This window comes from Candidatus Saccharibacteria bacterium oral taxon 488 (assembly GCA_010202115.1).
Lineage (GTDB): Bacteria > Patescibacteriota > Saccharimonadia > Saccharimonadales > Saccharimonadaceae > Nanosynbacter.
In genome coordinates, this window is record CP047917.1 from 509,009 (window position 1) to 531,941 (window position 22,933).

General features: G+C 45.4%; 21 protein-coding genes. 1 reads left to right on the plus strand and 20 read right to left on the minus strand.

From position 1 onward, the window contains the following. Positions 1-127: 127 nt before the first annotated feature. The 12 genes from GWK74_02765 to GWK74_02820 form a co-directional block, all read right to left on the minus strand. Positions 128-715 carry a hypothetical protein gene (locus tag GWK74_02765; protein ID QHU90429.1) on the minus strand — a complete coding sequence of 196 codons (588 nt, stop codon included), beginning with the start codon at positions 713-715 and terminating at the stop codon, positions 128-130. Further along, positions 712-906, minus strand: a complete 195-nt coding sequence (locus GWK74_02770; protein QHU90430.1) for a hypothetical protein — start codon at positions 904-906, stop codon at positions 712-714. The genes GWK74_02765 and GWK74_02770 overlap by 4 nt, the downstream gene beginning before the upstream one ends. A gap of 2 nt (positions 907-908) precedes the next feature. Next, entirely contained in the window at positions 909-1,082 is a 174-nt protein-coding gene (locus GWK74_02775) for a hypothetical protein (protein ID QHU90431.1), read from the minus strand. 120 nt (positions 1,083-1,202) lie between these two features. After that, positions 1,203-1,397 (minus strand): hypothetical protein, encoded by a 195-nt coding sequence (locus GWK74_02780; GenBank protein ID QHU90432.1) that lies wholly within the window; start codon positions 1,395-1,397, stop codon positions 1,203-1,205. Beyond that, positions 1,394-1,744: a DUF1064 domain-containing protein gene (locus GWK74_02785; GenBank protein QHU90433.1), complete on the minus strand. Its 351-nt coding sequence runs from the start codon at positions 1,742-1,744 to the stop codon at positions 1,394-1,396. Before GWK74_02785 ends, GWK74_02780 begins: the two co-directional genes overlap by 4 nt. Positions 1,745-1,898: 154 nt before the next feature. Further along, complete coding sequence (locus GWK74_02790) at positions 1,899-2,057, minus strand: hypothetical protein (protein QHU90434.1); 159 nt, start codon at positions 2,055-2,057, stop codon at positions 1,899-1,901. A 406-nt stretch (positions 2,058-2,463) separates the two neighbouring features. Then, positions 2,464-2,637, minus strand: a complete 174-nt coding sequence (locus tag GWK74_02795; GenBank protein ID QHU90435.1) for a hypothetical protein — start codon at positions 2,635-2,637, stop codon at positions 2,464-2,466. 607 nt (positions 2,638-3,244) lie between these two features. Then, positions 3,245-4,168, minus strand: coding sequence for a tyrosine-type recombinase/integrase (locus GWK74_02800; protein ID QHU90436.1), 924 nt, complete (start codon positions 4,166-4,168; stop codon positions 3,245-3,247). Positions 4,169-5,280: 1,112 nt separating this feature from the next. Then, positions 5,281-5,538, minus strand: a complete 258-nt coding sequence (locus GWK74_02805) for a hypothetical protein (protein QHU90437.1) — start codon at positions 5,536-5,538, stop codon at positions 5,281-5,283. A gap of 11 nt (positions 5,539-5,549) precedes the next feature. Beyond that, complete coding sequence (locus GWK74_02810; GenBank protein ID QHU90846.1) at positions 5,550-5,780, minus strand: hypothetical protein; 231 nt, start codon at positions 5,778-5,780, stop codon at positions 5,550-5,552. Between the two features lie 108 nt (positions 5,781-5,888). Then, positions 5,889-7,610, minus strand: coding sequence for a hypothetical protein (locus GWK74_02815; protein ID QHU90438.1), 1,722 nt, complete (start codon positions 7,608-7,610; stop codon positions 5,889-5,891). 2 nt (positions 7,611-7,612) lie between these two features. Then, positions 7,613-8,020, minus strand: coding sequence for a hypothetical protein (locus GWK74_02820; GenBank protein QHU90439.1), 408 nt, complete (start codon positions 8,018-8,020; stop codon positions 7,613-7,615). 68 nt (positions 8,021-8,088) lie between these two features. On the opposite strand from GWK74_02820, the gene GWK74_02825 reads away from it, so the two are divergent. Continuing rightward, positions 8,089-8,493, plus strand: coding sequence for a hypothetical protein (locus GWK74_02825; protein QHU90440.1), 405 nt, complete (start codon positions 8,089-8,091; stop codon positions 8,491-8,493). Position 8,494: 1 nt separating this feature from the next. Here the strand turns inward: GWK74_02825 and GWK74_02830 are convergent, their stop codons facing one another. From GWK74_02830 to GWK74_02865, 8 genes are all read right to left on the minus strand, one after another. Further along, positions 8,495-9,397 carry a hypothetical protein gene (locus GWK74_02830; protein ID QHU90441.1) on the minus strand — a complete coding sequence of 301 codons (903 nt, stop codon included), beginning with the start codon at positions 9,395-9,397 and terminating at the stop codon, positions 8,495-8,497. 13 nt (positions 9,398-9,410) lie between these two features. Continuing rightward, positions 9,411-11,423, minus strand: coding sequence for a hypothetical protein (locus GWK74_02835; GenBank protein ID QHU90442.1), 2,013 nt, complete (start codon positions 11,421-11,423; stop codon positions 9,411-9,413). Further along, positions 11,417-12,082: a hypothetical protein gene (locus tag GWK74_02840; GenBank protein QHU90443.1), complete on the minus strand. Its 666-nt coding sequence runs from the start codon at positions 12,080-12,082 to the stop codon at positions 11,417-11,419. Before GWK74_02840 ends, GWK74_02835 begins: the two co-directional genes overlap by 7 nt. A gap of 109 nt (positions 12,083-12,191) precedes the next feature. Next, complete coding sequence (locus GWK74_02845; GenBank protein QHU90444.1) at positions 12,192-20,294, minus strand: hypothetical protein; 8,103 nt, start codon at positions 20,292-20,294, stop codon at positions 12,192-12,194. Positions 20,295-20,317: 23 nt separating this feature from the next. After that, positions 20,318-21,499 carry a hypothetical protein gene (locus GWK74_02850; protein QHU90445.1) on the minus strand — a complete coding sequence of 394 codons (1,182 nt, stop codon included), beginning with the start codon at positions 21,497-21,499 and terminating at the stop codon, positions 20,318-20,320. 57 nt (positions 21,500-21,556) lie between these two features. Then, positions 21,557-22,111, minus strand: a complete 555-nt coding sequence (locus GWK74_02855) for a hypothetical protein (protein QHU90446.1) — start codon at positions 22,109-22,111, stop codon at positions 21,557-21,559. 67 nt (positions 22,112-22,178) lie between these two features. Continuing rightward, positions 22,179-22,412, minus strand: coding sequence for an addiction module toxin, HicA family (locus GWK74_02860; GenBank protein QHU90447.1), 234 nt, complete (start codon positions 22,410-22,412; stop codon positions 22,179-22,181). Then, positions 22,413-22,766 carry a hypothetical protein gene (locus GWK74_02865; protein QHU90448.1) on the minus strand — a complete coding sequence of 118 codons (354 nt, stop codon included), beginning with the start codon at positions 22,764-22,766 and terminating at the stop codon, positions 22,413-22,415. Positions 22,767-22,933 lie beyond the last annotated feature (167 nt).

Here is a 22,933-nt window from a genome sequence, read left to right on the forward strand (position 1 = left end):
TCGTGAGTACTTTTTTTACCCATCCTCGCCATGGAATTAGCACAACGCACATCATCATAATATTTATTTGCGACAAGCCCCTTGCGAACTCTAACTTTATCGCCTACCTTAAATCTTGTTACTGACATTATTCTCTCTCCTTTATTCCAAAATAAATTAACCAATCTTGTTCGTTTTCTTCAATAGATTTTTCAGCGTCTTCCTCGGTTTCGTAGCGTACAATTTCTCCATATTCAAGGCGATAGACTTCCTGTACCTCGAGCCTCTTCTCTCTAGGGTCATAATAAACAACCCAGCCGCCATTATCATTTTTGAAGTCTGGCTTAAATGTTGAGGTTCGACGTAGTCTGGCTTCGGCTAGTTTGCGGTCTCTAGCTTTTTTGCATTCTCCTGAGGTGCGATAGACCATACCCATTTTATACAGTGCGATATCCCAGGGGGACATGGACCAAACAAGATATCTGATTTCTCCATCTGAGTAGTAAGACCAATATCCCTCACCCACTTCAGGCTTCCAGTGAATACTGTCTGTCGGCTCTTGGATTTCCTCAAACCACTCTTTGAGAATATTTGGGAATTTCTCAAGGGCCTGTCGGGCGTAAGCTGTAATGCCGACATCGCCACTGTCATAGATCAAATCACCGTATTTAGACATATAAAACATGTCTCCAGCTTTGAATGTGGGCAGGTCTTTTATGAGTCTATACCGTTTCAAAACAAAGCCTCCTGTGCTTCCCGCTCATCCTGAATACGTGAAATGGTGAGAATGAGCTTTTTTAGTGCTGTGTAGTTCTCTAGAGCGTCTTGCTTCATGCTCTCTAGGGTTTCGTCATCAAGCTGTTTCAGGGCTTCGATTTCACGCCTATAATGTCTTTGTTCAAAATCTGGTGTATCTAGTGTTTCCATCACTATTTATCCTTATACTCCTCTACTGAAAGAGAGATTATCTTATAACCTTTTTCTTCTAGTTGTTTTTGGATACCTTTCCAGACTTCTGTCATGATGTTCTCTTTTGCGACGCCCAGATCAATATACCGTGAGATTTCACTATCTTTATGATCAACTGTTACAATTAGTTTCATTGTCTACCTCCTGGGGACAACTCTGGCTGCTGCTAGAATAATATCTAGCCATTTGACCACTCACTTTACATCCTTCTATGCCACAGGGTAGGAAGTGGCATAGAAAAGGGCACCAGATTATTAGTTGCTATCGTATTCGCGAAGAAAGTCAGTCCATTCTGTAATAATACCCATGTCAGACTCTAAGTCGTTTATCCATTGATCGACCTCTGGTACTTCCTCTTTGTGGGCGACAAGTATATCCAGTGTGGTGCCCATGTGATCATACAGGTTTTCTAATGTAAAGATTAACCTTTCTTTTTGTACGGATGTCATACACCCCCTTTCTTGCGATTTCGCTTATTGCCTCTTTGAAATACCACCTCGTACGTATAGTCTGGATGAGCCGGTAGCCAGACATTTTCTAGTATCTTCCGTCGCCACTTATAGTCGTCAGTTTCTATACCTTTGGCTTCTCGTAGAGTAAACGATCCGTCCAAGTTATGGATTCTAAAGTCTACCTTATGGCGATATGGAAATGCTTTATTGCCATTTTCGTCATATACCCAGCCTTCAATTCGATATTGAGTATCGTAATCTTTTATCTGGCCTAGCTTTTTCTCAACCTCTAGTTCGGCGGCTATTTGTGCCTCAAACTTTGAATCGTATATCTTACCATTCATTTCAGTACGTTTAGCGCCGTATTTGTTCGTCTTCCCAACTCTACCAATCTCAACGCCGCAGTTACGACAGGTAAGCCTTCCGCGAGAAAACATTAGGTGTTTTGACTGACAATCAGGACAAGACGCAACGGACCGTACATCATTTATGTCAAATTTATGATGTGTTGCTTTTATGTACACGCTTTCTCTCCTTCTTCTGTTCACGCCGCTTCATACGAGCACGCCAGTTGCGGATTCGCCTCACCAGAGACTCCTCCTCTATTTGCTCATACTCCAACTTAAAGCTGTCTAGTAAACTCGTTTCGTCATTCATTACAGAAACTCCTTATATTTCCCCGCTGAATAGGTAGTCCAGGCGTGATATCCTTGAGACCGCCAGACACGATATGCAACCCTTACGACCGTCGCTGTATCGTTTCTATTCTCACCGGACCGAAAATGTACACAACCGACCTGTAATACACCATAACTACCGACACATACCTTGTGGTTTTCGGTATTAGTTAGGTTATGATTTAGTGGGTCACAGCTTCTATTCTCAGCTCTGGCGATAGCCATCATCAGGCGGACATCCCAGCCTGGATACTTAACCAGTTCTTGTCGAACCAATTCGCAGCCCGATACTACAGCTGATTTTGGTCGCAGTACGGTTGGTTCGACATTATGAGCTGGCTTTGCAGCAATTTGCTTATTCTCGGAAATAGCTGCACGTTTCCGAGCTACTGTTTTGACTGTGAAGTCGCTTGCTTGATCTTTCCGTCAATCTCTGCCGACTTGTTTGTCTGGTATTGTATGCCGGCATAGAATGCTATACCTGCAGTAATAAGGATAATCAGTAGGATTGACTTAGCTTTTTCAAAGGCTTGTTTCCAATTTATATTTTTGTATTTCATTGTTTTTCTCCTTTTTCTTTTATTGTGTTAGGTGTCACACTGGTAGGCGTGCAGTGTCCGTATATTCCACAAAATAACCAATATCTAAAGAGGCCCAGACAATACATACCCACCAGAGTGACACTTAACAAGATTGTGCTTTGCTGATAAGTCCAGATTGTAAAAGAACGTTGCTGGTGTATTCACATTGATTCCCGATACCCTTCTCCGTCGCTCCTGTTCTCGCTATATGAGCCGGAAGATTGTCGTCATCTTTGTGACCAGTGTAGTTATTCTGTCTACAAGAGGCCATCAATGTCATATTGCTAACCTCTTCAAACAGAAAAACCCGCTGGCTATCTACTTCCAGCGGGTTTTTCTATACATCAAAAAACGTCCTGACAACTATCAGGACATTTTACCAGAAACTTATTTCAATCGTAGGAACCGGGTGAGGTGCGCACCCCCATAACTACGATTGTCCACCACAACAATTCCGTTCCGATGGCACAATTTCTGGCTACTGTACCTTTTAGTCGGTAGATAGCCATTTAGTTATTGGTGTAAAAATACCTGGGTGGGCGCATCCCCTTATTCCCATCTGCCCCCGATTATAGCAAACTGAAACTCATATGTCAATAGCATGAGCGTTTTTTCTGGCCCGATAGTACTGCCGTTCGACAGCATCGTCTTTTAACTGCAGATAAACCATAGTGGTAGATACGTCTGCATGACCTAGCAACTTTTGAATCGAGGAGATGTCGCAGCCATTGAGTAGTAGGCGCGTAGCATAGCTGTGGCGCAACTGGTGCGGCGTTATGTGCTTACCAGCGTAGCGCTTAAATGCACGCTGCAGCCATACACGAGCAGTCTTTGGGTTAGTGCGAAATAATGTGCCTGTATGACGCCCCCACTCCTCGATATAGGTATCAAGACGGGATCGGGCTTCTGGCGTTAGATAGACAGTGCGCTCCTTGCCACCTTTGCCAAGCACATACACCCTTAGATCATCAATATCATGATAAGTTAGCCGGCAAGCCTCTGCTATGCGAAGTCCTGTTTCGTACATAAGGTCAATCAGCATCTTCGCGTGAGGATCCTCTGTGCTTTTGATAACGTGGAGAATGACTTCATGCTCGATATATCGAGGGCGGGGTTTAGTATTTTTGCGCGATTTAATACTGTCTGGGTTAACACTTTTTACTCCTACTCTATCGGTAATATAGCGAAAAAATGATTTCAATATCCGTTTAGCAGAATTAGTAGTTGATGCAGCATGGGTCTTTGCAAATTCATAAAAATAGAAATCGATCCAATGTAGAGTGAGATCCTCAGCATACTGTTTACCGTTACTCCGACAAAACTCTACAAACTGCTTTAAGTGTGTTTGTTTAGTCGGTAGTGTATTTTCTGACATATTTTCAACATACTTACAGTGATAGATATAGCGCTCTGCTAGTTTTGATATTGTAGCCGTCTGGTCTTCCTCGCAAGATCTTACGACATCAGTAAAAAATAAAGCTGCCTTTTCGGTAGCCATTATTGTGTTCATAAAACTCCGAACCTCCGTAGTAGTGAATACTTGTTTTGTCTACGTAGAAATTATGAGCGCTCTTAGCATTATTTTGTCATAGTGCTCATGCTTATACAAGCAAAAACGAGGGCAGATATTTCTACATTTACCCCCGTTCAGATACATAGGTGAATTAGTCAGAGAGCATATCAAGATAGTGCTTCGTTTTACATTTAGGACAAGCTCTAACGACGAAATATGGCGCCATGGGACCACTATAGTTTCGAGGCTGATTCTTTAATACCTCAACTGAGTGATCAATTCGAATGATCTGCTTATATGTTTTCCATTCGTGTTCACATAAGTTACCGTCATTCTTTACAAGCAATCTCTGCTGTTGTCTATCAGCCTTGGCTCGGCTAATCCTGTCCATTAACTTATTGCGTAATTTTCTGACATTTGCCTCTGTCATACACCCACCTTCTTACACAAGAACGAGAATAAACGTGCTGGCTGCTGTCCGCGTTGAGCCTCTTCTACCAGTTGCCAAACTCTATATTCCGGCAATTTCAATGCTACCTTACAATAGAACGAAAAATAGTCATGATTGTTGAACTTGTCACAAAGCTGATACGCGATTGACTCTGCTCGACGTGTCTTTTGCCACTTGTCCATTGGCTGTTTTTTGCCCGATATAACTAAACAATTGTAATTGGTATTGAGATTGGGATTTCTTTCAGGAAATCTTTTACATTGAGATTGGGATTGCAATTGATGCGTCTTCACCTCTGTTAACCCTCCAAATTTAAGCCCAAATCTAACTAGCACCATTGCTAGACAGGGCGTTATGTGTTTGAGGAAATTCTGCAAGACCCATTAGTGCTTAGGGGCTTGACAAGATTTTCCTATTTTTCGTGATTTTGGGTCAAAATAAAATGGCCCCAACCGAAATAAAGTTCGGTAGAGGCCAGCAATATGACATTGATACGTCTACTTTAGCAAAATATTTGCATTAAGTCAACTGTTCGGAAATACCGAACAATTCAGTTTGTAGGCAGTCTTTACTATCTCAACTATAAAGAAATCCTTTCCAGTTCAAAAACCGCCCCGGAGCTTATCGAGGCGGTTTTCAGTTGTTCGGAAATACCGAACTACTCAACGGCTTGCTGCATCTGACGCACTAACTCAATAATTATCGTCTTGGCGGCCGACAGCCCGGCAGCAATCGCAGATAGCGTCGTCGCTAGTGTCAGCGCCCATAGCTCGTGCCAACTTGCCGAGAACAGCAGGTTTACGAGATTGATGCCAGCTAGTAAGAACGTTGCGATGAACGTCTGAAAAAACGTCCATAGTGCCCGCGCGGCAACGTCTTTGTAGTTAATATTCTTTAATGCTTCTAGTGATTTCATATTTCCTCCTATTATTTTTCCTCAGTGCCGTACACACCGCGAGCTTCACGCTCAGCCTTACGGTTAGCCAGCCACATGATAGCTTCCTCAATTTTTGTGAGAGCTACACTGTTTTCGCGGCAAGGCAATTCTCGGTTGTAGCCCGCTAGTTTTGCGTAAGCCACAATAAGCAAGTCCTCTATAAATACACCGTTGCGTTCTGTGGTAGCTGTACCGCCAGTTTGAAAATTGACTCTCAGCACCTCTTTACCGCCGATATTAAGAGAAACTTCATCGCCTGGCGTGCCGCGATTCAGTTCGCTGTGCAATTCTTCTAGTGCGTTATAGCTTAGTTTGTTCATATTTCCTCCTTATTTTTTCTTGAAAATCCCTAAGATCAGTTTTGCTAATTCCACCACTAGCCCCGACAGCCATCGCCAAAATCCTGTTGGCTTGTCGCCCTCTGGCTTTTGTGGCTGCTCAGGCTTTATCTCCGGCGTTTCCTGTGGCTTCTCTGGCTCAGATGGCTTTGTATCCGGTTCACTTGGTTTTGGCGATTCTGGCTCTTCTGGTGGTGTTGGTGTGGTTATTCTACCCAATGTCTTGAGCTCGTCAATTGATACTTTGGCTGTAGAGAAATCTAGGTTACCACCATAGCCATCAATTTTGCCATTATCGGTGAACTGATGGATTAGTGCGCCGTGCGCATAGTTGTTTTCAGTGCCGTAGTTTGGGTACCAGTCAACATGATCTAGTCCCAACTTTTGGACAATCGTGTTGCCGCCATATGTCAGCACCTGCTTGCCAGTTCCCTGCAGTACTAGATTGCGGAATGTCTTTAGATCTTCAGGTGTGCCCTCAAATTCTGGCTCTAGGTCAACGAACAGCAATGGTGCGTTCACCTGTCTTTGGGCTTCAATAAACCGTGCTGCCTCAGCCGCTACACCACCTTCGCTGAAATATGGCAGCCAATACAGTCCTAGTAGCTTATCTCCAGCGGCTTTAGCAAATTGCACCATCTTTGGTTGGTGTTTGTTAGCGTCACCGCCATTGCTTGGCCCAACATGGCCTGCCTTTACAATCACACCGGCAAATCGACTGAACACATTTACGACATCATCGCTCTGCCAGTTTGACACGTCAAGAATGATCTTGCTGTAGTCGGTAGGGGATGGGGCAGGTGCTTCTTGCTTGATTTCTGGTAGGTCATGTGTACCTACATCAGTAAAAGCGCCACTCCAAAGGAATAATTCGTTCAGTTTTGAAACAAACCAGATGTCGTTACCCTCAATGCTTTCACCGTGTGTCCAGCCTTTCATATCAACAACGCTACCACCATCGATTACCTGTGCTACGTCACTTGATGTATTTGGTGCTTTTCTGGCCCGCACACCCTGAGATACGGCCTGACGCTCTGTGGCCAGTAACTGTATCTGCGGCGTCAGATCTAGTAGATCGTGCGTTCCTTTGTCACTAAAAGCTTCAGCTGTCATGTATTTACCACTATTAGCCGTTACAAACCACACGGTATTTCCATCAACTGATTCGCCATTTGTGACATAGCCCTTCATAGCAACTGTTGCACCAGCATCGACCTGCTGGAATATACCGCTAGAAGTGTTAGCTTCTTCGCGGGCGTTAGCCGTCACTGAAGTCGTCCTAGATGCCTTATCTATTACATAGCTCAGCACACGATGAGGCCCGACACTCTCTGCCCAACCAATATATTGAGCGCGGTATTTCCGCTCTATTTCTTCTATAGAACCAAATACATCTGCTGTAGGTTTGTGAGATAATGGCGAGCTATAGAACAGGCCATCTTTATATACAGCAATGTGTCCATAGTTCTGATAACCATACCCGTAATCACCCCAGTGATCAAAGTATATTGGCACTGCCACACCTGCTGGTAAATTTCTATCCGTATGCTTACCCTCTGCTCTATTCCATGCATCAGCCGCAGTGCTCCCAGCCCAACCCGCACCAAACATGTGCTGTACGACGGCTAGACAGTAGCCGTACCAGTCCATGAGGACACTACCTCCCTGATAGACGACGGGGTCAGGATTAAAAGGCTTTTCCTGTTTCCACATAATTACTTTGACACCTCCTTTACTTCTTTTATTACTTCGCGCATCTCTGGTTTGGCTTGCTGTATTGAGTTAATAAATTGGGTTATAACAAAAAACGCCACCGTACCGATAAGAACAGTTAGCCCGGTGTATTTGACGATGAGCCCTACGAGCTTTTTTTCTCCGGCAATGATTGATTTAATAAATATATTGCCATCGAGTTTTTTATTACGATCATTGATGTTATTAATAGATTTTTCTAGGCTTGATAGTTTATCGTCCACATATTTCTTGCGCTCGTTAAACTCAGTCCTGCTGACTAGTCCATCAAGCTTATTTAAGATTTGCGCAAGGGACGGTTCGACAACCTTTTCGTTAAATGTCTCTAAACGGGCTAAACGCTCGGTCTGCTCGATGTCTGATTTCTGCATATAAAAAACGGAAGCCTTTCGTGATTACGAGTGCTTCCGTTTCTATGAGATCACACTTTATTTAGTTTATGACCATATTATACCACCCCATTATTACATCCGACAAGATCAATTTAGCGACGCTCAAAAAGTATTCGAGAGATGAAGTTGATACTGGTTTCAAATGGATTGATGGCCGTCCAATCTATCGTAAGGTAGTCCAGGGTACAGTTGACTTATTGGGCGGCGAAAATAGAGGCAAGTTAGAGCATGGTATTATCGGGCTGACCGCAAAGTTTGATATTGTGAACATATCTGGTGAGATTGTGCTTGGCGGTACTATAGAAAATTCCGGAACGAAGCAAACACTGCCACATATCGAGGGAAACCATCGGGCTGGTATTGCATCTGTTACGCCAACAAACATTGAAATCGCAGGAACATATCCTTGGAGAAGCTGTGGTGTGAGTATAGTTATAGAATATACTAAATAACCTAAGCAATCGACTTAACAGTAATATTTGAATACTGTCCACGCACCATACCCGTGCAGTCATGCAATACTGATATCCTGTCTTCAGCTTCCACGTGCAAAACTCCATAAACTGTTACGCCAGCATAGCCTGTATGAGGAGCACCAAGGGCATGTACAACCTGTTTGTATTTCTTATCTTCTTGGTCCTTCTTTTTGTGTTGGACAATCAGGTATAGGTATGTCCTTAGCTCTTCTGCCATGACCGTTCCTGTAATCTCAACCGTTTTCACATTCTCTCCGATAACAAATTCATTTCTCTCACCATCGATCGTGATATTGCCACGCTGAATAATTTGCTTTTTGAGTCGTGAGCGGTTGCTACCAGCATTGTAGTAGTTTGTGCTGTCAAGATTGGCCGCAGCGATTGAATATCCGAGGCTTTGAGCAGTCGCTAAATTGATCTTGTCGGCTGTAATACCACCGTCCTTGATACTTTCAGCAGTAATAGATTTCTTTGCGATGTTTTTATCCTCTATTATATGGTCTTTTAGCGTACCATCGGTGTTGTGCGTTTCGAGAAGTGCACTTGCCAAGTCGTTAGACCAACTAGCGGTGGGACCGGCCTGAATAATATCACCGACCAGATTACCGTCATCGACTGCGCCAGCTTGAAGCGAAAGACTAATAATTTGGCCTGTTGCCTTGTTGGCAATACCCTTCCAGTCTCTTTGACTACCAGCCACTACTTTGCCGGCTGAATCAACTCGATACGACATAAAGTGTGTCGCGGTGTCTTCATTCCAGCCCGACAGACTGTCTACCTGTAATGTATCAGAACCAGCAGCTCGCGGACTAACAACTCTTGCCACATTAGGATTGCTACCTTGCATTGTTTTTGTAATTTTATCGCTGACACTTGCCATGATTGTTCCTCCTTTAACTTAGATCTTTTGTGCCAATATTGACGTACTCAAATACCACTCTCGACATTGAGTAACTCACTCCTGGATCAGATGAACTCCAGCCATACTGCACCCAGTGGGCGTCTTCATCTATCTCCAGTTCTACTTCCTCGCTTGCAGAGTTAAATGTCTCCGGAATACCCTTTATCTGACTCCAGCCGATAGTGCTCCATCCGACCCCCGGCTCACTCCAGCCAGTGCGGCTTGATGATGCGCCGAAAAATCTTGTTTCTGTGAATGTCTGTAGCCCATCTTCGGTCTTAACTGTGGCAGTTAGATTGATGCGACCTTGTGGTCTAAGCAGGACGAACACTGCACGCAAAACTCGCGCCCAGTCGCGACCTGTCTCCTCAAACCTTAGCTGCCCACTTTGTGCGCTGGTGTTAAATGGTTTTCCGTCATCAACAGTGTTTGCGCCCTTCGACAGCTCGACGATTTTATTTTCTTGGACAATTAGAAAGTGAGTTATACCAGAGTTGTCGTTATACAGCGTCATCCAATCAGCACGGATATTCCACGGCTTCATCCATGCACCCTTACGATCAGTGTCATAAATCCATATCTGATTGTTGTAGTCAGCTGCAACAGGTAGTGCCCAATACACTCGACCCTCAAATGCTAAGCCAACTGCTTTTTCAATAGCCTTGCTATTAAGATTACTGATTGCATCTTGAATGGTATTGGTAATACGTCGCGTCGATAGCACATTCTGTAACTGAGGCAGAGTACCAGTTGTATTGAACCCACCACGGCTTGGATATAGCAAATCATTGTTATAAATAACTACAGCATCGGGGCTATCTGTACCATCCGCACCAGTATCCTCCTGTACCTGCCAAACAGTGATTGTATCCTCACCATAGGTGATATTTGTTGGAGTGATATAGAATCGCTTACCAGTACCGTTTGTACCGTTAGACAGCACAGTAACCTTTGGGTCTCCCTTGCCATCCCGGTACGGTCTTACCGCAAATGGGACCTCCTTTGTGCCGCTACCGACCGGCGTGTATCCACCGCCGTATCCTGGTGAGAAATCTAGTTCATGACCATAATCACCACCACGCCAGACATAAAATGGATTGTCTCTATCTCCCGTCATCCAAATACGACCATTAATCACATCAGCCCGCGTCGATTTTGGACCAGCTGTATTATTGTCCTTCGGTAGCGGTACAGACATATCTAGGCTACGAGATCCATTATCAATAAATATCGTCTGATCCATCGGCAGTGCGGCCGCTAATCGATATAGCGTTGGCTCACCTCCGCCATCTACACCGACACCACAGTAAATATTCCACGACTTTGCCTCCGTACTGTCTGGTCGTTTGATGGACAAATTCTGCTTTTCAGCATTCCACATATCACGATCGGCAGATATTGCCTGAGATAGTAGCGGTGACCCCGCTGTTTCGCCGACAGTAGAGTTAAAAGTGACCGCATAGAATACCTTAAACCCCGTACCAGTTAGCCCTACGTTCTTATCTAGCGTCGGCTTTGCTGGGTCTGCTATTTTCTGAAATGCTACGATCTTCATCGTAGGGATGTCTAGGTAGCTTAGAGTGTCTTCACCATTCATGACTAGGAGGTTATTGCGTATTTGCTTGAAATGTCCACGTGCTGATTCATGGTATTCCTTGCCTTCAATTACTTGCCATGCAGGATCTTCGCCCTTAGCAATACATAGCTTTGTCTTATCCTTGATTCGTTGTAAACAAGCTAACCAGTTGATTGATCCATTTTTGGTTGTACTACGAAATTCAGCTAGCTCCCCTAGTATTTTGCCTAGTGGCTGCGGCCCATACTTTGCTGTACCGCACCTTGTTGTGATAACTGAGTCCTGATCAAGTATCATGTTCTCAGTTGCTCGTAAGCCTCTCAATGGGGACCGCCCATCATCAAAGGCTGTTACCACACCATTCTGCCAGTCCTGAACCGCCAATCGTTGTATCTTTGGCGCTTTCATATTTTTGGCAGGCTTTAGCATATATCAGACACCCCCGGGATAATATGTAGCGGTCGACAACTTACTTGAGCAGCATTATTCTCAATCATTTTTTGCATTAACTGATTGGCCTCTTCGACGAGGTTGCTGTATTGATTTTGTAAAAGAATGTCGTTACGCGCGTATTCAGCAGCACACATGGTCACAAGCCACATTGGATTGTCTACAGGCACTATACTGCTTTGGTTGGTGAGTAAAGGTGCATGAAGATAAACAGGTATTGTTATCTGACCGCCTATCATATGGTCATCACTCCTAATAGGATCAATGAATATTAGCTTGTTGCCGGCAATGGTGCAGCAGTTTTGCCCCTTGTACATCCCTGCTTGCTCTGGTGGGACCGTAGTATAGTCGCGCTCCCGCCCATCTTTTTTAACCTTGATAGTATCGCCTAGTACGTCGCTTACTTTTGCCACCTTGGTCATATCAATAGCGTATGCTTGATCTGTCGATAAAGTATCGATCGTGTATGCTGGATCGTATAAGGATTGCCAATCAACATTTGGCTCACTTTGCCATACAGGAATATACATATTAGCAATACCAAGTATTTTCTGATACTTCTTGTCGGTTTCTGGTAGATTTCGTACTTTACCAGTAGCTTTTAGCATGACTGCTGATACAAGCTGTGTAGTGTTCATGGCGTTTCCCTAAATTAAAAACACGGAGCCGGCTTATTGTTGCCAGACGCTCCGTGTTTTTTAGGTCACGCTGTTTTCTTGGTTACTATTATAGCATAATTTATCATAATTATGCTTTACCCGTGTGGACTTTTGGCTTTTTGCTTCTGCTTGCACCGTTCCATTGCTTTAGAGCAGCATTCACCTGCTTCTGGGTATTCATTTTACTGATCAGGTTTTGGCCAATCTGGTTAATACTCATACCGCTGACCGAAGTTTGATTTGCTTTCGCTGCGGATGACGACATGTTCGCTGCAGCTTTTATTCCTATAGAGGCGACACCAGAGTTGGCGGACTGGCCGCCACGCCCTCCTCGACTACCCCTACCGCGGCCCCAGCCATTTCCGCCACCCGAGCCCTCTTTGGTAATTCTGTTACCATCTACGTCAAACTGAGCAGCATTGAGTGCTCGTGCTTCCCACTTAGTGATATACCCCTCAGCACGCAGTTTGTTGATAACGCCATTCTTGGCAAACATTTGCCCAATGATACTCTTGCGCCGTCCGTTAGTGAGTGCTTGCATCAGCTCCTCGTGGGATGATTCTTGTGCCTTCTGACGCCAGTAGTTATCCATTAGACTGACCTCCTTGTGGGTGGTCATTGCTCCGTACTCGATCTGATCCTTACTGTAGCCAGACTCCTTATAGTAGCGCTCCTTTGCCCAATCTGGTAGGTCTTTATGCTTACCCATAAAGATGTCCACCGCACTCTTTGCTTTATTGGCTTTCTTCTCACCGTTCTCTAGTTTGTTAAGGATATCGTTTGATGAGTTGAATTCTTTTTTGACAGTCGAGGCACCATCAATATTGTAGGCCTTCATCCAATTAGAATAAGCCTCGTTGCTATTACCCTGGCCCTCGGCAAGTTTCTTGTAGTGTTCCCTTTGAACTTCACCCTTCTTGTTGACGATCAAGCCGTTCTGCGTTTTCCATTCACCACTATTCATCTTGATGTTCTCTTCAGCTTGGGCTTTAGCAAAAGCGGCAGCACTTTCACCAGATCCTGAGGCTGACGCTTTTTTGCCGATAGCCCTCAGCCGCTTCTCGGCTTCGCGCTGTTTGTTGACATCTTGAATGAAGTTATTGGCTATTTCCATGCCGGCACCCTTACGTAATTGGTTGTATACTTCGGCTTGTTTATCTGACAATGGAGAGGTCTTGTTGGCGTACGACTGCTGTACCTCATCAATGGCATTCTTACCAAACATGGCTGCCCTGGCCCATTTCCACCAATCTGCAGTATCGTTATTGACCGGCGCCACGACTTGGCCAGAATCTGTCTTTGACACACCATCAAGCATCGTACCGACGCCAGACGTCGTTTTGCGTATTTGATTACCCATTGGCACGACACCCAATACGCTCTTTGTAGCACCATTCCAATTTCCAGTCGCTGCTTTCTGTGCTGAGTCAATAGTGTTTACCGCCGTTTGTACAACACCAGTTGCACCTTCAAAACGACCAAAATCACTATCTTTGCCAAACCAGTCTTCTCGAGTGCTCTTTGGAATAGTATTAATCATAGCCGACCCTCCCGGAGCCGCCTTGGCAATCTGAGACCCTATCACTGTTGCACCGTACAATATAGGCTGCTTTTTGGTTTTATCTTCATCATCTTTATTGGCATTCGCGATCGCGTCTTGGATTGCACCATATATATCCATGAGCGGCTCACTTCCAGTAATCGACTTCCACAGGTAGTTCATAGCCATTGCCACAGCAAATGCTTCAGCCATACGTACACCGTAACCGCCAAATTGCTTAAATTGTTTATGCTTTAAGCTACTGCCCATAGCCCTGAAGTGTTCCATGTTATTCTTCCAGTTCTCGCTCGTCTCATAGGTAAACTGTAAGAACATCTTACCAATAGCTGACTTATGGACTTCTGGCATACCACCAAGAGACCTATCGCCAACCGCGCGTGCTGTAGCTCGATCGGTTTGCGTGATTAGATCCCGACCTGTTAGTCCTTGTGATTTAAGGCGACTATAGTTAGCCGTCCAGTTAATACGAACAAACGTCTTCTCAACGGTATCAAGCAATGTCGCCTTTGATACAATGCTTTGCGTTTTCTGCCACCAGTTCCTGTCAAACTTACCACCAGTTTCGGTATAGCGCTCTGTAAGGAATGGTGATTTCTGCCACATGCGGCGCACTTCTTGATTGCGAAGATGGGTTATTGCCCAGCCGGTATTTTTGAGACCATTATCACGAACGGTATCTGGCAGGTTTAGTGCCTGCGCCATAGTAGATGATATATTACCCATGATTTTGTTGGCACCATTCAGGGCTTCTAAGGACCGGATGACCCTCATCGTTTTCGGTATCCTATCCAGAAATGGACGATCAATTGCACTCGACTTACCAGCCAAAGCATTGACGAAGTCACCCAGAGCCTGCTTCTGGCTTGACCCTACATTCTTAATAGCTGGTATGCCCATATTCTCCAAATCCTCGCTAACATAGCGCGAAAACTCTTTTTCCGCACCCATCATTTCTCTATCCGCAGTGTCTAGAGCACTTATCGCTGACTGCATAGACCGTCCCTTGGCGATAACTGGTTCCAGGTGGGTGTTGAGTATCATTGCCTCCGACGCCTTTGCGATTGCAACTCGTGGATCGAGAACATAGCCCTCTGCGCCCTTTCGCGCTAGCTCATGCTTATTAAACCGTTTCATCGGCTTTGTCATGTCTGAACGGCCAACGATCCAAGCCGGTATTGTACCTCGGCCATTTGCGGCAAAGTCTCCATGAATGCCAAATGTACTGATAACAGTATCGTTCATTAACTGCTCAAGTAGACCGCCATCTTCCCAAATGTGTGCCATATAATCCTTGCGGTACTCTATCTCTGGCTGACCCAGTTTACGTCGAACTGCATTGGCTGCATTGATGAGCCTGTCATATAGGCTGCGCATGGTTTTATCATATTGCCGGACTCCATCGAGAGTAGTTTCACCATACCAATGTCTAAAGGCCTCATCTTTCGTTTTGAACGTTACCACCTTGCCATCAATGTCGTCACTCATCGGCACCTTGTCTTCAATGTATTCTCCAGCTGCCCTGAAAAAGCCATTTGTAGACATTTTGCGTGGTTTATACTGCATAGCCTCAGCGGCGGCACCCTCCGCCTCTTGCCTCACTTTAACAATCTCCTGTTTTGCATTTGCGTTAGCCGTGCGCGCTTCATCAACTAAGTTGAGGTATTGCTCCGCGTTTTCGCCAGCGTTCTTAATACTGGCTCGTGCAAATGTGTCAAATACACCAGATTTATTCTTAAGAGTTCTAAAAGTATCCTCCTCTAACACTGCCATTTTACCCCCAACTTGATAGACGGCACCAAATGGTGTAACCTCCACGTGATTTCCGAGCACTTCGCCCGTCTTGCGATCACGCACCAAACCACCATCCACAGCAACATTCTCTGGGTTTTTGATTGGGCTGGTAACAATTTCCTCACCAACGACTCTACCGCTCTTTCCGTAGCGTGGTTGTCGCGACGCGATAAAGTCTTGCACCGTGCCCTCACGACGCGCCTCCTGGACTGCTCTTTGGATTTTTTCATCTTGAGATAGACTGTCTATGGTTTTATCGTTGTACCACGTATAGGCGGCCCTTGAGTATGGCTTCCATTCACCATCACTACCCTCGCCAACAAATCGCCGCTCAAACTGCTGAAGTGTATTCCATCGCTTGGTTTCTTTGTCAAAGATGCGACGCTTATGCTGTCGATATTCCCAATCACCATCCCGCACCGGCTTGTCTGTGATATCATCGACACCAACCTTTGTTTGGTCATAGAGATTACCGCGAGTAATAATATTGCCCTTATCTAGCCTGCCAAACTTATCTTTGCTGCCATACTGTCTTGTCTGGGTAGACTCAGGTGCTGGTGTATCCTCTGTCACATCATAGGATGCTTCTAGGTTTTCTCGATGAACAGTGGCATTATATTCTTTGATGAACTGTTGCAGCTCTGTTTTCTTAATGCCCGCTCCTTGCGCAATAGTACTGATCTGCATATCCGCATCTGCCACATCCTGCGTATTGCCGTCGGACAGAGCCGCTTTACGGTAATCCAAAATATCTCTAATTTCGCTCCACGCACTGTCTTTTGTTTCTTTATCCGCACGCATACGCTCTTGAGATGCTTTTTCGACATCCTGCTGAGCTAAGGCAACAATTTCTGGGTCTTTTCGTAATTCATCAATCATTTGCTTATTTTCACGGACTCGACGGCGTGATTCAGCAGCACGCTGTAGTTCTTGAACAAATCTATCAATATTGTCATAGCCCATTTCCTGAGCAACAGTATCAATATCTCGCTTACCTGTACGACGCCTGTAGGCAGCTGGTATGTCTTCTGCCAGGTTTCCTAGATAGTGTCTTAGATCATCAACATGGATGCGTGGTATATTCCAATTTGTGTCACCACCCATGATGTTAGTTTCTTGATCCATAAATAACTCTGGATTAGTTTCAGCTATTCGTGCATCAATGGCTTGGCGCAACTCCTTGGTCATCTTTGGCTTTGGATTATCTTGGATGTCGTTAATGGTTTCTTGAAGAGGATGCTGGTAACGATTATCCGTATTGACATTTTGGGTATTGTTTGCTACACTATCGTTAAGATTCGTGGACTGTAATTGCCCCGTTTCGGACGTATAACCACTGACTGTATTATCAGTATTTGGTCGGCCAGATGACGAATCATTAAAGTAGGTAACCACGTTCAGTGCGTTGCCTTTTTTAATTACCTCGACAATAGCTTTTTTATTCCCCTCCATCTCGCGCTCAAATTTTATTCTTTGTGCACCACGAACTACCTTTTCTTTAGTGATTGTATCTGGGTCTTTTATTATCTCTGGAAGGGCAGCTATGTCATAGTCGCTGAGCGGCAGTGAATCATCAGGGTTTACAACATGACGATTATGAATATGTATCGCGTTTTTGTTTGTTAGTTCGATGGAAGCACCACCACGCACATCAATTCCAGTAGCCTGCTGTATTTTAGCTGCGGTCTCATTGCTAATAACGTCAAGCTTGGTGATTCTGCGTATTCCACGCAATACATCATCAAATTTTTTAATAGTTTCGAGTGCTTTATTTGAATCAAGACTCATCGTCCTCACTCGCCCATCGCCGCCAGGTACTTGCTGTTTGGTGTTTCTGAACTTTCCTGTTTCCATTTGGGCGTAAAACTGCTTGATGATATCCTGCTTACCAATAAGTCCTCTTATGGCTTCGGTGATGCGGTCGTAGATAGCAACAATGCGCTGCGGAATATGTAAGCGAGCTGCAAGGCGTGGTGCATCTTCGCCATGTAATTTACCGTTGTAATATTCACTAAAGCCATCAGCTAGCTGCTCCTCGGCTAGCAGGTTAATGTCACTATCTCCATATTCCTTGCCGTATTTACTAATGAGATAGTCATCACCGTAAGATTCACGGATAGTGTCTAGAAGCTCCTGTTTATTATCTGCGCGCTCTAGGATTTTATGGCCCAATTCATGGTTCAGAGTATCCTCAGAAAGCTTATTTAGGTTGATAGTATCAGTTTCTGGATTATAGTAACCCAAGGCTTTCCTCTGCATTTCATTTTGCCATTCATTGAATACAAGACGCTCATCACCTGTTAGTCGCAGATGGCGTGCTAGGAGTTCACTGGATTGCTGGAGTTCTTCTAGTTCTGTACGTGCTGTACTATTAGCTGTACTATTAGCTTTATACCGCATATCTGGACCGTCTGTCGGATTGAGGTTGTCGATGTATTTGGTTTGGCTTGGGCTAAAAGTAATTGCCATATCATCCATAATCACACCATCTTTGCCAGTAGTGTCTTTGATATCTTGAGCATATTTTTTCCATTGCCCATTGTCAGTAATATCCCACAACAAGTCCATATCGTTATCGTACACATCATAATCTTCACGATATGCTGGCTCGCCGTTATTTATTCGTCGATATAGGGCGTCATACTGTTCAAATGAGACAGTTTTTTGGTTGTTAGTTATTGGGGAGGTGATGTTCGCATACATTTCTTTTAGATTGACTCCGTAGTCGTTAGCCATATCTTTGTCGTATGCTAAATAGTTACCCTCGCCCCACCTATTCCGCGTGCTACTTGATGAGCCGGCTAATGGACTAAATTGGTCGAACTCACTATTTGTACCATGGTATACAGTCTTAAGATTACCGTTTTCGTCTCGGATTTTAGAATTCTTAAAGTATTCCTCTTGTGCTGGGCTTAGCTTATATCGCACATCCTGCGCCACCGTATTCTGTACGTTCTGAGTAGCCTGCTCGATAAGGTAGTTTTCTAGCTTACCAGTGGTTTGCTGGCGAGTAGCAATAGCGTTGGTATCGCCGTGCTGGATGTCGGATATGTTTCGACTAACGGCCTGCTTGAGGGCAGGGCTCGCATTTGGCATAGTAGTTTCTACTGTCCGGTTGACATTGATCGATTGAATTGGGTGGGCTTGACTGGTTTGTGTATTGACTGCACTGACTTCTGCCGCTTGACGCAATGACCTGTTATCTGATGGACGCCGATAGAATGATGAGTATCCAGTATCCTGATTTTGAACCTGTCGAACTTGGCGCTGCGCTAGTGCTTCTTGCTCAAGCTTGCCAGGAGTTTGTTGCTGTGTTTGCTGGCTCTGAGCAATCTGTGCGCTCATTGTCGCTGATGGATGATTACCTGTCTGTCGTACGCCGCCAAAGTTACCCGCACCAGCTGGACCACCAAGCGCTGCACCCATAAGGGCGCTTTTAATAACCCCTTCTGAATATTTACGACTAGGGTCATAGGTATGCTTAGCGAATGCATTTTCCGTTAGTTGCTGAGCTGCTTCTTCACCACCCTCCGCTAGGGCACTTTTGACCATCCGCCGAGCAACGGTTTTACCACCGGGTGTCAGTACCTTATCTAGTCCTACTTTTTCAATAGCAGCCTGCACTGCCGCATTGGCGTAAGCCGCGCCTAGTACGTCGCGAGTGTTTTTGCCATGAGCGTTAGCGTCAGTTACAAAGTCTGCGGCATTTTCCGCAAACTGCCGCACAACTGGAACTACACCAGCCGTCGCTACACCTGTACCGAGATCTTGTACCAGCCTCTGGCCGCTCTGGCCCAACTCATACGCCACATCAACATCAGCATTATTTTTCTTAAGTACACCAAACTGTTTATCGTACTGTGCATTGCGCTGCTTACCTTGCTCAACAATATTTTGACGTGCTTTATTATATTTTTCGTCTCCAGTAATACCATACATAGCATCAGAGATTGCCAAAGCTAATTTATCGCCAGTATCACCGACGGTACGGCCTGCACCATCTACTGCACCTTTTGCAAAGCTAGTAACCGAGCGGGCTGGTGCGGTCGCCATACCCACGATATCCGCCATGTTGCGCGACCGTCGTGCTTGATCAGCGGCCGCATTAGCCTCATTCTCTAATCGAATACGCTCTTGACGATTACTGAGGATTTCTGGTTCACTGACACCACGTGCGCGCATTTTGTTGTCTATGATGTCTTGGCGACGAGTCTGATCAGTTTTATACTGATTCACCTCCTCGTTAGCACGCTGGATGGCGGTATGAACAGGGTTGGTGTCGATTCCCATTCGCGACAAGCCGTTCTGCATGCTGGCTATATTGGGATTAATTACTGGTTGTGGCTTTGTTGCTTGAGGCTGCACCAGAGCTGGCTTGGGTAGCTGAGGTTGCGGTTGTTGAGTTGGTTGTGGCTTTGGCTGCTGGATTGGCTGGTTAACCGCGTTTTGTATCTGGATCTGCTTATTCTGCTTGTTGGCCCAATCTTGCTGACCCTCGGGAGTAAGCATTTTTGGAGCATCATTTACAGTTACCTGCGGCCTAGACTGGTTATTCTGGCTATTAATGTTTAATTGCTGCGTTGCCTGATTGACTTGTTGGAGAGGATTGAGATTAACTTTTGGTTGAGCCGGTTGTGATAACTGTCCCAAACTGCCACTACCGCTGTTAGCCCACGGTGTATTGAACCGCGGCTGGCCATTCAGCTGTGGTTGCTGTACCTGCTGCGGCTGTGATTGCTGAGGTTGCGGCTGAACTTGCTGCTCTCTGCGCCGCTTCTCATCATCATTAACCCAGCCTTTGCCGGTGAAAAAGTTACCTAATCTCTGAAAAAAGTCCATTCTCTAATCCCCTCCTCACTTACTTACAGGTATTGGTTTTGACGTTTACGCTCTTCCTCTTGATTGAGGCGAGTGTTGTAGATGTTGAGTGTTGGGTCACTACCCGGTGCTGCTGGATTGGATACACCGACCGATGTATCACCCGTTACCTTGTAGCTGTCGAGGTCTTTTGCGTTGTACTGAACCTTGTTACCGGTGTAGGTATTTTGCTGACGACCAAGACTGTCAATTTCACCCGACAGAGCATTTGCACGAGCCAGATCAGCACGAGCTGCATTAGCACCATTCGCGCCTTGTGCGGCAGCTTTTTGACTACGTAATTGAGCGAGCTGTGTCAAGAGGTTCTGGCGGGTAGTCTGAGACGCCTGACGTGCTGCACTGTCTTCATTCGCTTTCCAGTCATTAAGTTTCTTATCCTCATCTGCGTAGTCGTTCTTAAACTGACCCCATGTTGTATCGATTTGTCGTTGGTTTTGCGCATAGGTCTGACCCGCACCGGAACGCTGCTGATTAGCCTGATTCTGCACTGCACGACCGGCTAATTGCATATCTGAGCCAACAGCACCCATGCTACCGAGTGAACGAAGCAACCCGCGGAGTCCTACAGCCGAGCGGTCGTTAATATTATTAATGTTGGTGCGGCGTTGCTGCTGGTTTTGGCGTGTCTGGTCGTTGAACTGTCCTTCTGCACGGTTCCATGAGCTGCGAAGTTCGTTTTTCTTGGTATTATACTGACCGCTAATATTACCGAGGCGTACACCTAGTTGACTATCTATACGACCTAGCCCATGCTCTAGCTGACCAATACCTTGATCGTATTCTGCTAGCTGAGCAGCACTGGCACGGTTGCCTCCACCGTAGTAGCCGCCTCCACCACCTCCGCCATAGTAGCCGAGGTTGAGGTTCTGGTTACCACCTGGATCAGAGCCGCCTCCTCGGCGAGCTTGTCTCCAGCTGTTATACGAGTTCTGCCACCACGGGTTGACCGAGCGATTAACAGACGAAGCACTATATCCATTCGATCTCTGCTCCCTTGTCTGCATTCCAAATAGTCCATGTCGCTCACCGGTTAAGAAATTACCATTGATACGCTGATCATCACCGACCACGTTCAAAAGCGCCTGAGCTTCGGCGCGTTTAGCAGCTGATGGGTGATTGTTAGCGTGGTATTGAAGATATTGACGGTATGATGCATTTCCGTTCATACAAAAAATCTCCCTTCGTGAGATAAGGAGATTTGGGGTTTGTACTATATACTAATGTTATTTGTTGAGTTCGCAAAAATGCTGAACAACCGAGGTGTTATGTCTATCTCTAGCTACGCCAAAGCCAATCAAACTATACTTAGGATTCAATATCGCCTCACGATGACCCTTGGTAGAATGCATCCAAGTATCTATAGCGGTGCGGCTATTGTTTGAAGCGTCTGGTAGCGAAGCTAGATTCTCACCGGCATACCGGCACTTGCCTGGCATGTGCCTGAATACGAGCGAGAAGCCTTCAATACCGTCAGGCGACTCGTGTCCATAGTAATCACGCTTCTGCATATCATCTGCTTTTTCTTGGGCGCTGGCGTTTAGTCTTTCATCGATTTTCAGTGGTGCCACACCAACCTTGGCACGCTCTTTGTTCACCAGTTCTAGCATTTCCTGTGCATCTACGGGACCAACGTCGTACTTACTCTTCGGCTGCTCCTGCTTTTGCTCCTGAGCTACTTTAGCGACTGCTTGAGCATCCAGGTGAGTCTTTAGCCACATACCACCACCAGCACCTACTGCGAGGGCTACAATGGCGGTGATGACTATAGCCTTTTTCATGCTTACATTCTAGCACAACAGGGGTGAAAAGTCAACGTATCACCCCATACTGCACAGCTATCACTCACTAAAACAGCCTTGCGAGCTCCTCGGCAGCTATGTCGCATTTTGTATTGAGATACTCACATATCTGCTTTGACGTTCCAGAGGATAGCACGCGGTGTCTTGGCACGATGACAGTCTTATTGTCTGACTCTCTGACATACTTGCCGTGCTTTGACCCCAGTTTACTAATAAACCCGTGCCGCACCAGCAGCGCTATAAGCTTCTTTGTTCTGATTGAGCGATAAAACTCAGACATCTATTTTGCCAATACAAGCTGGGTGTTTTTGATTAGTCGACTTGCATAGTCTATATCTTCTGGCAATAGTCTCGGCATACTTGGCTTAATCCGTTCTGGTATATCCAAGTAGGTGAGCAGCAGGTCATTTACATTCTCAACAAGCCTTGCCGCATCACGACTTTCTGTAATGAGCAGTGCGGTGACCTTTTCCCTGTCAAGACTAGTGATAGTTGCAGTATAGAACTTCGTCTTTTTATCATAGGAAGTCTTAACATAAATACTCCCTGGCATTTTATGCTGATATGCAGCGACTTCTTCAATAGATGGAATATCAAACATTCGCCTAATGTGGTGGTAAAGACGGTTAATCATGCTTATAGTATACACCACAAACCCCAAATCTCCAAATTGTGAAACTACTATTAAATTGGATAAGAGTTCTCGTCTGTTGTCTGGTCACTCAGGGGGCCTATTCCTTCGCTCCGTACTGACTTGGGCGGTTTCGCATTTCTTTAGCGATCACCTCAGATTACTGCTTA

Coding starts and splice junctions, on each gene's coding strand:
- GWK74_02840 (QHU90443.1), bottom strand. CDS start 12,082: ATGAACACTACACAGCTTGTATCAGCAGTCATGCTAAAAGCTACTGGT.
- GWK74_02865 (QHU90448.1), bottom strand. CDS start 22,766: ATGATTAACCGTCTTTACCACCACATTAGGCGAATGTTTGATATTCCA.
- GWK74_02780 (QHU90432.1), bottom strand. CDS start 1,397: ATGACATCCGTACAAAAAGAAAGGTTAATCTTTACATTAGAAAACCTG.
- GWK74_02815 (QHU90438.1), bottom strand. CDS start 7,610: ATGTGGAAACAGGAAAAGCCTTTTAATCCTGACCCCGTCGTCTATCAG.
- GWK74_02855 (QHU90446.1), bottom strand. CDS start 22,111: ATGAAAAAGGCTATAGTCATCACCGCCATTGTAGCCCTCGCAGTAGGT.
- GWK74_02785 (QHU90433.1), bottom strand. CDS start 1,744: ATGAATGGTAAGATATACGATTCAAAGTTTGAGGCACAAATAGCCGCC.
- GWK74_02800 (QHU90436.1), bottom strand. CDS start 4,168: ATGAACACAATAATGGCTACCGAAAAGGCAGCTTTATTTTTTACTGAT.
- GWK74_02790 (QHU90434.1), bottom strand. CDS start 2,057: ATGAATGACGAAACGAGTTTACTAGACAGCTTTAAGTTGGAGTATGAG.
- GWK74_02845 (QHU90444.1), bottom strand. CDS start 20,294: ATGGACTTTTTTCAGAGATTAGGTAACTTTTTCACCGGCAAAGGCTGG.
- GWK74_02795 (QHU90435.1), bottom strand. CDS start 2,637: ATGAAATACAAAAATATAAATTGGAAACAAGCCTTTGAAAAAGCTAAG.
- GWK74_02830 (QHU90441.1), bottom strand. CDS start 9,397: ATGGCAAGTGTCAGCGATAAAATTACAAAAACAATGCAAGGTAGCAAT.
- GWK74_02820 (QHU90439.1), bottom strand. CDS start 8,020: ATGCAGAAATCAGACATCGAGCAGACCGAGCGTTTAGCCCGTTTAGAG.
- GWK74_02775 (QHU90431.1), bottom strand. CDS start 1,082: ATGAAACTAATTGTAACAGTTGATCATAAAGATAGTGAAATCTCACGG.
- GWK74_02805 (QHU90437.1), bottom strand. CDS start 5,538: ATGAAATCACTAGAAGCATTAAAGAATATTAACTACAAAGACGTTGCC.
- GWK74_02825 (QHU90440.1), top strand. CDS start 8,089: ATGACCATATTATACCACCCCATTATTACATCCGACAAGATCAATTTA.
- GWK74_02770 (QHU90430.1), bottom strand. CDS start 906: ATGGAAACACTAGATACACCAGATTTTGAACAAAGACATTATAGGCGT.
- GWK74_02850 (QHU90445.1), bottom strand. CDS start 21,499: ATGAACGGAAATGCATCATACCGTCAATATCTTCAATACCACGCTAAC.
- GWK74_02860 (QHU90447.1), bottom strand. CDS start 22,412: ATGTCTGAGTTTTATCGCTCAATCAGAACAAAGAAGCTTATAGCGCTG.
- GWK74_02835 (QHU90442.1), bottom strand. CDS start 11,423: ATGCTAAAGCCTGCCAAAAATATGAAAGCGCCAAAGATACAACGATTG.